General features: G+C 44.6%; 10 protein-coding genes. 5 read left to right on the plus strand and 5 right to left on the minus strand.

Annotated elements, in window-relative coordinates; all coding sequences use genetic code 11:
- The first annotated feature begins 10 nt into the window (after nucleotides 1-10).
- Complete coding sequence (locus KUA46_RS13850; protein ID WP_153139644.1) at nucleotides 11-721, plus strand: ABC transporter ATP-binding protein; 711 nt, start codon at nucleotides 11-13, stop codon at nucleotides 719-721.
- A gap of 95 nt (nucleotides 722-816) precedes the next feature.
- Nucleotides 817-1,587, plus strand: a complete 771-nt coding sequence (gene trmB, locus KUA46_RS13855) for a tRNA (guanosine(46)-N7)-methyltransferase TrmB (protein ID WP_040553112.1) — start codon at nucleotides 817-819, stop codon at nucleotides 1,585-1,587.
- A 260-nt stretch (nucleotides 1,588-1,847) separates the two neighbouring features.
- On the opposite strand, the gene rhuM is transcribed toward trmB, so the two are convergent.
- The gene (rhuM, locus tag KUA46_RS13860) at nucleotides 1,848-2,849 is read right to left on the minus strand and encodes a RhuM family protein (protein ID WP_218487454.1); all 1,002 of its coding nucleotides are present in this window, start codon (nucleotides 2,847-2,849) and stop codon (nucleotides 1,848-1,850) included.
- Between the two features lie 413 nt (nucleotides 2,850-3,262).
- On the opposite strand from rhuM, the gene KUA46_RS13865 reads away from it, so the two are divergent.
- Nucleotides 3,263-5,617, plus strand: a complete 2,355-nt coding sequence (locus tag KUA46_RS13865; protein ID WP_218487460.1) for a beta-glucosidase — start codon at nucleotides 3,263-3,265, stop codon at nucleotides 5,615-5,617.
- Nucleotides 5,618-5,749: 132 nt separating this feature from the next.
- Here the strand turns inward: KUA46_RS13865 and KUA46_RS13870 are convergent, their stop codons facing one another.
- The 4 genes from KUA46_RS13870 to KUA46_RS13885 form a co-directional block, all read right to left on the minus strand.
- A complete protein-coding gene (locus KUA46_RS13870; protein WP_153139645.1) occupies nucleotides 5,750-6,844 on the minus strand; it encodes a HipA domain-containing protein in 1,095 nt (364 codons plus the stop codon).
- Nucleotides 6,841-7,179 carry a helix-turn-helix domain-containing protein gene (locus KUA46_RS13875; RefSeq protein WP_022121265.1) on the minus strand — a complete coding sequence of 113 codons (339 nt, stop codon included), beginning with the start codon at nucleotides 7,177-7,179 and terminating at the stop codon, nucleotides 6,841-6,843. Before KUA46_RS13875 ends, KUA46_RS13870 begins: the two co-directional genes overlap by 4 nt.
- A gap of 163 nt (nucleotides 7,180-7,342) precedes the next feature.
- The gene (locus KUA46_RS13880; protein WP_218487455.1) at nucleotides 7,343-9,853 is read right to left on the minus strand and encodes a hypothetical protein; all 2,511 of its coding nucleotides are present in this window, start codon (nucleotides 9,851-9,853) and stop codon (nucleotides 7,343-7,345) included.
- An 87-nt stretch (nucleotides 9,854-9,940) separates the two neighbouring features.
- Nucleotides 9,941-10,804 (minus strand): GLPGLI family protein, encoded by an 864-nt coding sequence (locus KUA46_RS13885; RefSeq protein ID WP_218487456.1) that lies wholly within the window; start codon nucleotides 10,802-10,804, stop codon nucleotides 9,941-9,943.
- Nucleotides 10,805-11,006: 202 nt separating this feature from the next.
- On the opposite strand from KUA46_RS13885, the gene KUA46_RS13890 reads away from it, so the two are divergent.
- On the plus strand, nucleotides 11,007-12,086 hold the full coding sequence (locus KUA46_RS13890; RefSeq protein ID WP_420377700.1) for a winged helix-turn-helix domain-containing protein: 1,080 nt from the start codon (nucleotides 11,007-11,009) through the stop codon (nucleotides 12,084-12,086).
- Nucleotides 12,087-12,211: 125 nt separating this feature from the next.
- Nucleotides 12,212-13,735 carry a 2,3-bisphosphoglycerate-independent phosphoglycerate mutase gene (gene gpmI, locus KUA46_RS13895; protein ID WP_117692940.1) on the plus strand — a complete coding sequence of 508 codons (1,524 nt, stop codon included), beginning with the start codon at nucleotides 12,212-12,214 and terminating at the stop codon, nucleotides 13,733-13,735.
- Nucleotides 13,736-13,770 lie beyond the last annotated feature (35 nt).

Here is a 13,770-nt window from a genome sequence, read left to right on the forward strand (position 1 = left end):
CATTAGAATAATGGATATCAAGATTCAGAATCTCAAAAAGATATATAATGGCAATACTGTACTCGATATTGATAATCTGGGTGTTGCAAAGGGTGAGTTGATAGGACTCGTAGGTAATAATGGTGCGGGCAAGACCACCTTGCTCCGCCTGATTCTCGACCTGATTCAGGCTGATGACGGTTTCGTGGAAAGCAATGGACAAAAGGTGAACGAGAGTGAGACCTGGAAGGAATATACCGGCAGTTACATCGACGGCAGATTCCTCATCGACTTCCTCACCCCTGAGGAATACTTCGATTTCATCGCTGATGTTTATCACATTGACGATGAAACCCTGCAGGAGCGATTGGCTCAGTTTGAGGGCTTTATGCACGATGAAATCATGGGAACCAAAAAGTATCTCCGTGATTTTTCTCAGGGCAACCGCCAGAAGATTGGTATCATTGGAGCGATGATTATTAATCCGAAGGTTCTTCTTCTGGATGAGCCGTTCAACTATCTCGACCCATCTTCTCAGATGACTATCGCCCATATGATTCAGCGCATCTGCAAGGAGCAGGCCATCACGGTCATCATCTCCAGCCATAACCTCAACTTCGTTGCCGACATCTCTACCCGCATCCTCCTGCTGGAGAAAGGCAAGCTGGTGAAGGATTTTCCTAATGCCGATGGTGCTGCCATCGCCGAACTCAACGAGTACTTCGGTATTCAGGCGGAATAAACTTTTTCCGTTAATATTATACAAATTCCATGATATGATTTGTATAATTATCGTTAAATGCTTACCTTTGCACCCAAACGAAGAAAAAAGAATCAATGAGCAAAGGAAAATTAGCTAAGTTTGCGGATATGGAGCGTTTCGAGAACGTGTTCCAGTATCCATATAGTGTAGTAGATGACGTGCCTTTCGATATGAAGGGCAAGTGGCGTGAGATGTATTTCCACAATGATAACCCTATCGTGCTGGAGTTGGGATGTGGCAAGGGTGAATATACCGTGGAACTTGCCAAACTCTATCCTGAAATGAACTTCATCGGTGTGGATATCAAGGGCGCACGTATGTGGACCGGTGCCAAGAAGGCGATAGAGGAAGGACAGAAGAACGTGGCTTTCCTCCGTACCAACATCGAGATTATCGACCGCTTCTTTGCTGCGGATGAGGTGCAGGAAATCTGGCTCACCTTCTCTGACCCGCAGATGAAGAATCCTCGTAAGCGTCTTACATCTACTTATTTCATGAACCGTTATCGCCATTTCCTCGTGGATGGCGGCATCATCCATCTGAAGACGGACTCCAACTTCCTCTTCACCTATACCACTTATATGGTGGATGGCAACCATCTGCCTGTGCTCTTCCGCACAGAGGACCTCTATCATCAGGAGGGCATCGATGAGGAAACCCGTAAGATTCTCTCTATCCAGACCTATTATGAGAGTATGTGGATAGAGCGTGGCTTGAACATCAAGTATCAGAAGTTCGCTTTGCCACGTGAGGGTGAGCTGGTGGAACCTGATATTGAGATTCCGCTGGATGATTATCGCAGTTATCGCCGTGATAAGCGAAGCTCAAAGGATACAGCGAAGTAGATTTCTACAATGCTTTGAATAAGCTTCCGCAATGCTTTGAATGCCTTTCCTCAAGCGTTATTGGCGTTTGAAGAATGCGTCATAAGTATCTGAAAGAAGTAACTGAAGTTGTTCGGAGATACAATAGAAGTTGTTGGAACAGTAAGTATCTCGAAGCGCACAACAGTTGATATGCGGTCGCACATCAGCTGTTGTGCGCTTGTCTTTCAGCTGTTGTGCATGCGTAGAACAGCTGTTGTGCGGTTTTAAAATAGCAATTCTTATTGATTGTCTTTGTTAATCAAGTTGACGACTACTTTTACCATAACATCTTTTTCCTCAGTTCTGCTTTCTGCAATCATCAGAGTCAGGGCAACGAGTGTGTTGTCGGCAATTCTCTTATGTCCATTTTCTGCATACAGAATGCCATTCTTCTCCATAAACCAAAGAAAAAGCATGGCCGCAATTCTCTTGTTGCCATCGCTGAATGAATGGTTTTTTACGACAAGGTAGAGCAGCATGGCTGCTTTTTCTTCTACCGAAGCGTAGAGTTCTTCACCGCCGAAGGTTTGGTAAATCTGACCTATGCTGCTCTTGAATGAATCATCCTTCTCATTGGCAAACCATTTACTGCCTCCAAACTTTTCTTTCAAAGCATTGATGGCTTCCATTGCATTTTCGTAGGTGGCATGGAACGGCTCGGCTTGAGTCGTCTTGTCTATGAGTAATGTCTGATAATCATATTTGTCGAGAGTATCCAGGGCATAAACATAGTCGCTGATGACATTGAACAGTCCGTTATATTCGCCTTCTGAATCCTGATCTTGTAATGTAATCGCACGTGACATCAAACGAACCACTTCTTTCAGTTCGTTGTAATTGTCTAGGCGTTTCTGGTTGATGGCGTAACCCTTGATAATGTATTGCTTCAAGATAGAGGTTGCCCAACGGCGGAAAGAGGTCGCATTCTTGCTATTCACTCTGTACCCTACCGAAATAATCATGTCAAGATTATAATAAGGAATATCACGAATGATTTGTCTCTTACCCTCAAAACGAACCTGTGCATTTTTTGCACAAGTTGACTTTTCGTCTAGTTCTTGACTCTTGTAAATGTTGCGAATGTGTCGTGTAACAGATGTTCTGTCAACAGCAAACAACTCTGCCATTTGGCTTTGTGTAAGCCAAACGGTATCATTCTCTAATTTTACATTCAGCTCTATGTTTCCCTCTGGGGAACGATAGATTTCGATGGAAGATTTTCTCTGCTCCATACCTTTCATTATTTAAATGTCCTTACTCTAGTACCCAATTTTTGGATAATTTGGCAAAGATACGATTATTATATGATTCCTACAAGGTTTTCGAGTATTTTTTCTTCTTTTTGACGAAATTTGCGAAAGATTGAAATGGAAGGAATGTCTTGTTTTTGATTACTTCCAGATTAAATATCAGGACTAGTCTTAGGTTGGGGATATGTATAGTATGTTATGTTCTTCCTATACCTTTTGTTAAATCCGGGAATAATCTTGTTGAATTCAAGAAAAAAAGGTGGAAATGCTTGGCGTTTCCACCTTATTTTATTATATTTGCAGCAAGTTTTTGAAGAAATGCAGTATTCTCAGGGACTGCATGGAACTGACGAAACGACTAAAAGAACAGAAAAGTAATAACTAACGAAATAAACGACAAAATGATGAACTACAAGAAATTGGCTCTTACCGTTGCGGCTGGAGCGATGGCAACTACAATGATGGCGCAATCGGCACCTCAGCTGAATGCCAATAACATCGAAGAAGTAATCAAGGCGATGACCTTGGAAGAGAAAGCCCAACTTTTAGTGGGCGGTGGTAACGATGGATTCGTGGGTAGTGGTGCTATGCTCGGACATCAGAAGAAGTTCGTGCCGGGTGCTGCGGGTACTACTGTAGCCATCCCTCGTCTCGGTATTCCTACTACCGTTCAGTGTGATGGTCCTGCCGGTGTTCATATCGATGCTCATCGCGAAGGTGACAGCCGTAGCTACTTTGCTACCGGTTTCCCTATCGGAACCTGTCTGGCTTCTACCTGGAACACCGATCTGGTGCGCAAGGTGGGTGAGGCAATCGGTAACGAAACCCTGGAGTATGGCTGTGATGTAGTGCTCGGACCGGGTATGAACCTGCATCGCAATCCGCTCTGCGGCCGTAACTTTGAGTATTATTCTGAAGACCCAATCGTAACGGGTCTTATCGGAACCGCCTTTGTACAGGGTGTACAGAGTCAGGGCGTGGGTGTAAGTGCCAAGCACTTTGCCGTGAACTCTCAGGAAACTGACCGAACCAAGGTGGATGAGCGATTGAGCCAGCGTGCTCTCCGTGAATTGTATCTGAAGGGTTTCGAGATGATGGTTCGCAAGAGCAATCCTTGGACTATCATGTCTGCCTATAATAAGATTAACGGTGTTTATGCCCAGGGCAACAAGGGCCTCCTTACCGATATTCTCCGCAACGACTGGGGATATAAGGGAATCGTGGAGACCGACTGGATTGGTAAGCGTGCCGACCTTCCTCTGGAACAGGAAGTTGAGGCTGGCAACGACCTGATGATGCCGGGTTATCCTGCTCAGGTGCAGGATATTGTTGATGCCGTAAAGAATGGCAAGCTGGATATCAAGGATGTGGACCGCAATGTTCGCCGTATGCTCGAATATATCGTGAAGACTCCTCGATTCAAGGGATATAAATATAGTGGTGAGCCAGACTTGAAGGCTCATGCTGCCATCACCCGTCAGAGTTCTACCGAAGGTATGGTGCTCCTGAAGAATGATGCAGCTCTTCCTATTCAGGGCTTGAAGACCGTGGCGCTCTTCGGTGTCAACTCTTACGACTTCATGTCGGGTGGTCTTGGTAGTGGAGCCGTTAATGTAGGCTATTCTGTAGATATGGTTACCGGTTTGAAGAACATCGGCGTGGCAACTACTCCTCAGCTTACGGAAATCTATCAGAATTATGTGAAGTATGCCAAGGCTAAGTTGAAGGCAGACAAGAATCCGATGATGTGGTTCCTGGATCAGGGTCAGCCAAAGCTCGATGAAATCGAGATTACTGAGCGTTGTGTAGCTGGCGAGGAGCCAAAGGCAGACGCTGCCATCATCACCATCGGTCGTCAGGCAGGTGAGGGTATGGATCGCCAGATCAATGGTGAGTTCAACCTCAGTCAGATAGAGCAGGATATGATTTTCCGTGTATCTGATGCTTTCCATGCCAAGGGTAAGAAGGTGATTGTCATCATCAACTCTGGTTCTGTGATGGAGACAGCCAGTTGGAGAGACCGTGTGGATGCTATTCTCGTAGCTTGGCAGCCAGGTATCGAGGGTGGTAACTCTGTAGCTGATATCCTGACCGGTAAGGTGAATCCATCGGGTAAGTTGACCATGACCTGGCCTATCGCTGCTACCGATCATCCATCTACTGCCAACTTCGCCAAGGATTACGATATGTACACCTACAAGAATCTGCTGGATTGGAGCAAGGGTAATATCAAGGGTTACGATTATAGCAACCACGAGGAGGATATCTACGTAGGTTATCGCTACTTTGATACCTTCAAGAAGAATGTGGCTTATCCTTTCGGTTATGGTTTGAGCTACACTACCTTCGAGTTTGGCAAGCCATCTGTCAAGGCAAAAGGCAATAACATTGAGGTAAGCGTAACTATCAAGAATACCGGTAAGGTTGCCGGCAAGGAAGTTGCTGAGGTTTATGTTACCGCTCCTAAGGGCGCTTACGAGAAGCCAGCCAAGGAACTCAAGACCTTCGGCAAGACCAAGTTGCTGAATCCAGGTGGGAGCCAGACTTTGAAGATGACCCTCGAAAAGCGCGATCTTGCCAGCTTCGATGAGGCTAACAGCCAGTGGAAGGTAGATGCAGGTAACTATCTCTTTAAGGTAGGTAGTGATGTAGAGAACATCAAGGGTACTGCTACTTTGAAGGTGGCAGAATATACCGAGAAAACAAGCAATGCCTGCGCTCCTAAGGTTCAGTTGAACTATCTGAAGCAGAATAAATAATTCGAGGCTTGTGCAAAATGAAATAGATTAAACAGAAACGCCTCTATCCTAGAAAAAGAGATAGAGGCGTTTTTATTGTAATTCCGTTTAAGGAATAGACCACACAGCGCACGCAGATAGTTCGCTTTTATTCTAGCATTGTTCGGTTACCTCTTCGTAGATTTCGCGGCATCTCTTTTCCTTCATTTTGTTCTTTACGCCAACGGCAATCATATCCTCTACGGTCGGATGCCCAGTTCCATTTACAGATGTTGCGTGTTCACCATTATATCCCTCGGTGCAATGGGTGAGGTCGTAGGCTGGAGCTAAATGCCAATGCCATTTGCCATCGCTCTCTTTCTGAACCAAGAAAGAGAAGTTCTTGCAGTGATCGTCCTTGTTGTCCATTATGTAATTGAAAACCATGCGGCGGAACATCTCTTCCACATCCTCTTGGCTCTGGGTAAGATAACCTGTAAGCGCCAAAAGGTTGAGATAATCGAGAATGGGGTTGGAAAGGGAAACGTTGAGCAAGGCTCCAGCTGTGGCTACGTGAATGCGTTCGCCTGTTGGAGAAATGTCGAAGCGACGGCAGGCAAAATACTTGTCGTTTACCAGTTTGAAGTCTGGTACTTGAATACCACATTGCTTGGCTATCTCATTATAATGATACTCTTGCTTTCCCATATCTTGTGGGTCGTAGGTATGGCGAAACTTGACCAACCAATGACCATCCTCATTTGTAAAAATGGCTTTCGGGCGACAACCGCCACTATTACCACTATTATATAATAGCAATCCAGCGTCATTATCCTGTTGCTCCTTCAATACTTCCAAGGCTTTGGCTTGTAAAAGGTCAAAGTCCTCTATCTCGTGTCCAGTCTGGATAGAAGTAATAGGTTCGTAGGTCAATGCGCCCATACCTCCATTGCCCACGATGCTCAGTCGGTCGAGAGCAGATAGCTCAAAGTCGCTGATACCCTCTTTTAGCAAGGTTTTATGCAATAGGTATCTACCATATCCATCTGGAAGGCTGTCTTCGAAGATGCCAAAGTTCCCGTTGAAAGGGGTGGCTTTGGCAATGAAAAGACCAGGCTTCAGTGGCAATTCCAACGGAGATATACTAAAGCCAGATGCCAACCACTGATTGTCATACTCGAATGTGCATACTTTTCCATCGGCACTCAATGACAGTGTGCCGACTTTCTCCTGGTGATATTTCACGGTTAAAGATTCTATATGTTTCATTGTCTGTAAGCCTTTTTCTTGTTAGCGTTTCTTTTTATCTGTTGCAACTCCTCCATGGTGGAGTACTTGGGTTGCGAGAAGACGTTCTTGATTTCTGAGGTGTAGTCCAAAGCTATGGCGATACCTATCAGATTTTTGAGGGAGATGAGGCCTTTTTGCTCGAATCTGGTGATGTTGCTGACGGCAACGCCTGACTTGTCTGCCACTTGCTCACGTGTCAGATTCTTCTCTATTCTTCGTTTTCTGAAGTCGTTTGCCATCTCCTTTGCAATCTCATCAGGATTGTCGTGGAGGTAGTTATCTAATATTGCTAATATATTATTCGTTTCTTGCATAATTATGGGGATAATAACAAGATATTATCAGTTGCAAAGATACAAATAATAATGTTATGTTCCAAATAAAAATCAACTAAAAAAGTTAAAATCCCTTATAACCTTGTCTCTTATCCTTAAAAGTAAAGAACTCCCATCTCTGAAAAGAGACGGGAGTTCTTGTTTAGAAGGAATACTGGGCGGAAATCATCAGTTCGCGAGGACGAAGATAATAGCTGTCGGTCAATGTACTGATGCCGCTATAGATGGTTTCCATATAATTCTTCTTGTTGAAAAGGTTTCTAATCTCTGCAGAAAGGCGGAGCTTTTTCATTCTCCATACTGCCGAGGCATCGCCAAGAAGGGTGTTTAGGTGGTTGCCCTCTTGCAGCTCATTGTGATAATGTACGAGCGAGAAGGAGAGGTCCACATGGCTGATGGTAGCGGTGGCAGATACGCTTTGACGCCAATTAAATAACGATGACTTCGCCATTTTTTGACGTTTCGAGTTGTAAAAAGAGAATTCTCCCTCATAGCTAAAGGCACACCAGGACGGCGAGAAGTCGATACTAGGCTTCACTGTATAGTTGTCGGCGGTGTAGCTGATGGCTTTGCCGCTGCTGTATTGCTCCCCCTTGCTGTAGTTGTAACTGCCCTCCAGGCGGGTCTTCAAATGAAGGTCGTAGAAGCCCTTCGATATGTAGAGTGATGCCCCTAGGTTGTTGCTCTTGCTGTCCTGCTTATATAATGAGGTATAGTATTTGCCATCCTCGATGCGTAGGTCGGATGCCGTATTCATCCAGTTTTTGCTGGCATTGACCGATGCGCTGAAGAAGATTTCCTTGATAGGGCGCTTGTAGTCGTAACTCAACTTGCCATAAAGAGAGCGAGTTATCGGAATGATGTCGCTCGAAGCGTACCAAGAGCGATAACTTTGACGATATTGCTTCATGGCGTAGTTGGTGGCATTGCCTGTTCCAGTACTGTATCCTGTGTAGATTGTCAACTCTCTACGGAAATCCAATTTCTTATATAAGTAAAGGTAGGGTGATATGGTAAGTAGAGTTTTCTGTGGATAGGTGAAGCGTTCCCACATGAAATCGGGAGAGAACGACATACGGAACGTCTCGGTCTTGTATTGCCAGTAAGGGGTGAACTTCCCTGTGATGTTAAGACTGTTTTTGCCGATTTCATCGCTTCTTTTCTGATATTTTGCATAGATGTTGTTGAGGTCGATACTCATTCTATATTCCTGTATCCAGTGGAAGCGATTCCTCATCCACTGTAAGGCGTGGGCTGTATGCCAAAGGTTGGTGCGGATGCGATTCCGCTCTTCGTTAACGTAGAGGTCCGCCACACCATGGTGATAGTCGGCAGTGCTACGCCAAGAGAGTTGACTTTTCTTGAAGACGAAGAGGCGGTAGATACTTGTCGAGAGGTCGAGCTTTGGGATGCGGACACGTTGGGTAAGCGTGTCGTTGATGTTTGACAAACCGTCGCTTTGTGCTGCGCTGAGGCTGATGCTCTCGTTGCCATAATGTTCAGCCTTGTTTACCTTGTTCTCCCATTGCAGATTGAAGGCATCGCTGATCATCGTCTTTTGGTTGTGCTCAGTGGTAACTGTGGGAGCTTCGCCGCCGAGGTCGTAGATACTCATGTTCTCTCGCTCTTGTCGGGTTACCGTACGAAGATAGTTGGCTTCTATGCGAGTCTCTGCATCGTCCTTATTCTTCTTGATATGGTTGATGGAGTATTTTTGTGAGGTGTTGAAGCGCAGGCGTTCTTCGTCGATAGGAGCGTCAAGCGATGGTACTGATATCCATGATGGAAGGGAGGCTGGAGCCAGACGATTGCTGTAAGATGCGAGTTGGTTAAGTGCATAGCCGAGATTTTTACCTGTTCTGTCGTATTCTGCATCATACATCATCTGTTTCTTCTTGCCAATTTGCATGATATTGATGCTTCCGCCTACGTGGGATGGATGCCCTACGAGTAAGTAGGGCTTGAGAGTAGGCATCAGTTTGTCGCGGGCACTATCCTTCAGGGCGATGTTCATCGCTACATTATCCGTAAAGGTCTTGTTCTGGAGCGCCTTGATAGGTTGGTCATGCTCGATGACTTCGGCCTTTTTTACATCTTTTGCCTTGATGTTTTCTTCCAATTGGTTATATTTGCCACCGGTCAGGTCGAGACCTTCCACAGTGAATCGGTTGATGGGCTTACCATTGTAGTTGATACGACCATTCTTCTCTATATCTACGCCTGGCAGCTTTTTCAGTACATCTTTCAGTGAGTTATCTCGTTCGTTGGCAAAGCGGGTGAGGTCGAAAGATATGGTGTCTCGACCTGTGATGCGAGAGCCTTTTACTTGTACTTCCTTCAAGACAAAAGCTGTTGAAGCCATACTGATAACGGTTTCTTTTCTCGATGAAATCGATGTTTTTGTCTTTTTATACCCCATAAACGTGGCCTGCAGTTTGTCGTTGGCTTGCTTTTCGGTGATAGGTAGCACGAAGGTTCCGTCCTCCTTTGTTCTTGTAAACTTCAAGGGTTTGCCATTGCGGAGCAGTGTGATGGAGACGTTGGCTAGACGGTTATGGGTCAATGAATCTTCGACATAACCGCTAATCTTCTCTTGGGCAAACGCATGGCACGCCACGAACAGAATAGTGAAAAGAACTATTATTTTCTTCATCTTTTTTCTCTCTTTTCTATTTTACCTTAGACACTTATCTTGCTGATGTCTTTAAGGCGCTTGTCTGGCAAAAAAGTAAACTGCTAATTATCTTTCAATCGGATTGTATGGCTCAGCACGCTTGGAATGCTTCAGGATATTTCCTTTTTCATCCTTGATCTTTACAATTGCAGCATACTTGGCATCTTGAAGCAGATAGCCGATAGGGTCGGCATAGTATTTCTTGTAAATGGAGGTCAATGATTTGCGGTCGATAGGCTCGAATGTCTTACCTTTATAATAGATAGGTGTGGAGCCTTTGTCTGTAGTGAGTCCTACAGCCGTAAATCCATAATCGTTCTCGGAGTCGTGAGCCTTGAGTATCAATCCCGGCAGTCCGCTCAGTTTCCAGGGACCATTGTCAATAGGGATGTCTTCCGTGTACCAAGCTATCCATGTTCTACCCTTAAACTTGGCAATTGCCTGGTGGCACTCGTAACCGCAGATGGAATCGATGCTGTCTGTGAGTTGCCAGTCTGTCGGTTCCATCGGCTCTATGCACACATATCTGTCGGCAGCAAAGAAATCGAGATAGGCAGTTTTGCCCGGTTCTGGATAGTTCTTATATACTTTCCAATTAATCTGTCCGCCATTACCGGAAAAATTGGCAGGTATTCCTTTTGCCATATTCGCGGAGATGGTAGAGTCTCTTTGGAATATCGGATAACTGTAGAATGCGGAATACTTGTTGCCAATCTGCAAGAGCATTTTCTCTTCGATGCGGCCAATGATGGTGTCGGTCTTGGTATATTTCTTTTCGTAAATATACTCGGCATCATATACTACCTGATACTTTACCTGATCAATGGAATCTCCCATGCCAATGCTTGATTCATCGAACAGGTTTACTGTTTGAGCTCGGAGCATGCAAGCATACAGTGCAAGCCATGCCATCAATAATACCTTTTTCATAATCTTCGTCTATTTATTCATTATTTTATCTGTTTCATTCGTTTTGTGATGCAAAGGTACTGGGATTATTCGATGAAATCGATGATTTCTGTTACTGAGTTATTACTTTTGCTTCTTTTCGCCTATTATTATTTTATTACTCTTGCCTTTGTTTACGGATTTTTCAGTAACTTTGCCGTCAAATTCAAAAGATCAGGAACGTATGAACAGTAACAGCAAACTGAAAATAGTATGGATGGTATGTGGAGTAGCAATCGTATTGTTGTTCTGCACGCAGGCTTATTGGCTCCATCTTCAATGTCAATATAGCTTAGACCAGCAGGTAGAGCAATTCAAGAAGGATTGTGATGAGGTGTTGGCGCAAGATTTGAAGAATAGAAAAAAGTTACAGGAAAATTCATCTACGAAAGGTAGAAGAGATACGGTTATGCTTAAGGTAGAATCTGAATATGATATGAAGAAGGGAGGTAGCCGTACAACGCTTTCTTTTTGGAACAATCACCGCTTTCTTGTCCGTTTGAATGATCCTGATCTTACGGGTGATGATGCTTATCTCATCATCAGCAGATATCTGGCTTATATAGGTAAGCATCCTTCCTTGGCTGCCTATCAAAGATTGCTGGATGATAAGGGATATGGAAAGATATCCTTTTTTCGTCATCTTGATTACAAGACCGTCTTCCTGAATGCAAAATATGATGTCGAAGGCAGATGGTCACGTGTGGTGACGGTAAAGTATCAGACGAACCCAATGTTTCGCCAAGGTATTTCTTTTCAGGTGCCCATTCCTATTACTCGAACGCTCAAAGCCATGATGTGGCAATTGATAGGAAGCATCTTTCTCTTTTTCATCTTGATAGGATGTCTGTATTATCTGGTTAAGACCATAGTCTTCCAGAAACGCATTGATGGCATTCGCCATGAGTTCCTGAAGAATATGATTTATGAGTTGAAGCAACCGAAAGAAGACGACAATGGTGAAGAATCTGCTGTTTTTATCGGTTCCATTGCTTTCTACTATGCACAGAATGAACTGCTATGTGGTAATTCCAGAGTAGTCATCACATCTCGTCAAGCTGAAATTCTGAAGCTTCTTGCCGAGAACCAGAACCAGCTTGTAGAGCGGGATTTCATACTGAATGAAGTATGGGGTGATGACTCATACTCCAATTCCCTTGCCCTGAACGTGCAGATTACCTATCTTCGCCGGGCATTGAACCTAGATGAAAAGGTAAGTATCGAAGCAGTCATCAAGAAGGGATATATCCTGCGAACCTGTTGATCTTGTTATCAACTCTCATCTTTTTAGAAAGGTGGAAGTTTTTTTATCTTAATTTATTTTGTCCTTCACCTATTTTGTTGTAACTTTGCACACTGAAATTCGAATTTAAATTATTTTATGTAATTATGGCAAAAAAAGCTCTTTTAATGATTCTCGACGGATGGGGAATCGGTAAGCATGATAAGGGTGATGTTATCTTCAAGACTCCAACTCCTTATCTCGATTATTTGACAGCAGTTTCAGCACATTCTACTCTCCAGACTTGTGGCGAGGACGTAGGTCTTCCTAACGGTCAGATGGGTAACTCTGAGGTAGGTCACCTCAACATCGGTGCTGGTCGTGTGGTATATCAGGACCTCGTTAAGATCAACAAGGCTTGCGAGAGCGGTGACATCTTGAAAAATCAGGAGATCATCAACGCTTACAGCTATGCTCAGAAGACAGGTAAGAAACTCCACTTGATGGGCTTGACTTCTACCGGTGGTGTTCACTCTTCTTTGGATCACCTCTTCAAGTTGATTGAGATTGGTAAGGAATATGGTTTGAAGGAGACATACGTTCACTGCTTCATGGATGGCCGTGATACAGACCCTAAGAGCGGTAAGGGCTTCATCGAGGAGGTTCAGGCTTGCTGCGACAAGAATGGTGCACACATCGCAAGCATCGTAGGTCGTTTCTATGCTATGGACCGTGACAAGCGCTGGAACCGTGTGAAGGAAGCATACGACTTGCTCGTTGAGGGTAAGGGTAAGCAGGCTGACGATATGGTGAAGGCAATGCAGGAGAGCTATGATGAGGACGTAACAGACGAGTTCATCAAGCCAATCAATAACTCTAAGGTTGACGGTACTATCCAGGAGGGTGATGTTGTTATCTTCATCAACTACCGTAACGACCGTGCCAAGGAGTTGACACAGGTATTGACTCAGCAGGATATGCCAGAGGAAGGCATGCACACCATCAAGGACTTGCAGTACTACTGCATGACTCCATACGATGCAAGCTTCCAGGGCGTTCACATCCTCTTCCCTAAGGAGAACGTAATGAATACTCTCGGTGAGTACTTGAGCGCACAGGGCAAGAAGCAGCTCCACACTGCAGAGACAGAGAAGTATGCTCACGTAACATTCTTCTTCAATGGTGGTCGTGAGACTCCATACGAGGGTGAGGACCGTATCCTGGTTCCTTCTCCAAAGGTGGCTACTTACGACTTGAAGCCAGAGATGAGCGCTTACGAGGTAAAGGATAAGTTGGTTGGTGCTATCAACACTCAGGAGTATGACTTCATCGTTGTAAACTTCGCTAATGGCGATATGGTAGGTCACACTGGTATCTACAACGCTATCGCTAAGGCTGTTCACGCTGTTGACAACTGTGTAAAGGACGTTATCGAGGCTGCCAAGGCTAACGATTATGAGGCTATCATCATCGCTGACCACGGTAATGCAGACCACGCTATCAACGAGGACGGTACCCCTAACACCGCTCACTCTTTGAACCCAGTTCCATTCATCTACGTAACTGACAACAACTCAGCTACCGTAAAGGATGGTCGTTTGGCAGACGTTGCTCCTTCTATCCTCCATATCATGGGCTTGGAGAAGCCTGCAGATATGACAGGTGAGAACTTGATTTCTGACAACAAGTAAAAACGATTTTATATACCTCAAAAAAGTATCCTAAG

Origin of the sequence: Segatella copri (assembly GCF_019249765.2) — a bacterium.
In the GTDB taxonomy this organism is placed as follows: Bacteria; Bacteroidota; Bacteroidia; order Bacteroidales; family Bacteroidaceae; genus Prevotella; species Prevotella copri_K.

What these genes read in the sequence shown, in the direction of transcription:
- KUA46_RS13850 (WP_153139644.1), top strand. Translation starts at nt 11, where the DNA reads ATGGATATCAAGATTCAGAATCTCAAAAAGATATATAATGGCAATACT.
- trmB (WP_040553112.1), top strand. Translation starts at nt 817, where the DNA reads ATGAGCAAAGGAAAATTAGCTAAGTTTGCGGATATGGAGCGTTTCGAG.
- rhuM (WP_218487454.1), bottom strand. Translation starts at nt 2,849, where the DNA reads ATGAAAGGTATGGAGCAGAGAAAATCTTCCATCGAAATCTATCGTTCC.
- KUA46_RS13865 (WP_218487460.1), top strand. Translation starts at nt 3,263, where the DNA reads ATGAACTACAAGAAATTGGCTCTTACCGTTGCGGCTGGAGCGATGGCA.
- KUA46_RS13870 (WP_153139645.1), bottom strand. Translation starts at nt 6,844, where the DNA reads ATGAAACATATAGAATCTTTAACCGTGAAATATCACCAGGAGAAAGTC.
- KUA46_RS13875 (WP_022121265.1), bottom strand. Translation starts at nt 7,179, where the DNA reads ATGCAAGAAACGAATAATATATTAGCAATATTAGATAACTACCTCCAC.
- KUA46_RS13880 (WP_218487455.1), bottom strand. Translation starts at nt 9,853, where the DNA reads ATGAAGAAAATAATAGTTCTTTTCACTATTCTGTTCGTGGCGTGCCAT.
- KUA46_RS13885 (WP_218487456.1), bottom strand. Translation starts at nt 10,804, where the DNA reads ATGAAAAAGGTATTATTGATGGCATGGCTTGCACTGTATGCTTGCATG.
- KUA46_RS13890 (WP_420377700.1), top strand. Translation starts at nt 11,007, where the DNA reads ATGAACAGTAACAGCAAACTGAAAATAGTATGGATGGTATGTGGAGTA.
- gpmI (WP_117692940.1), top strand. Translation starts at nt 12,212, where the DNA reads ATGGCAAAAAAAGCTCTTTTAATGATTCTCGACGGATGGGGAATCGGT.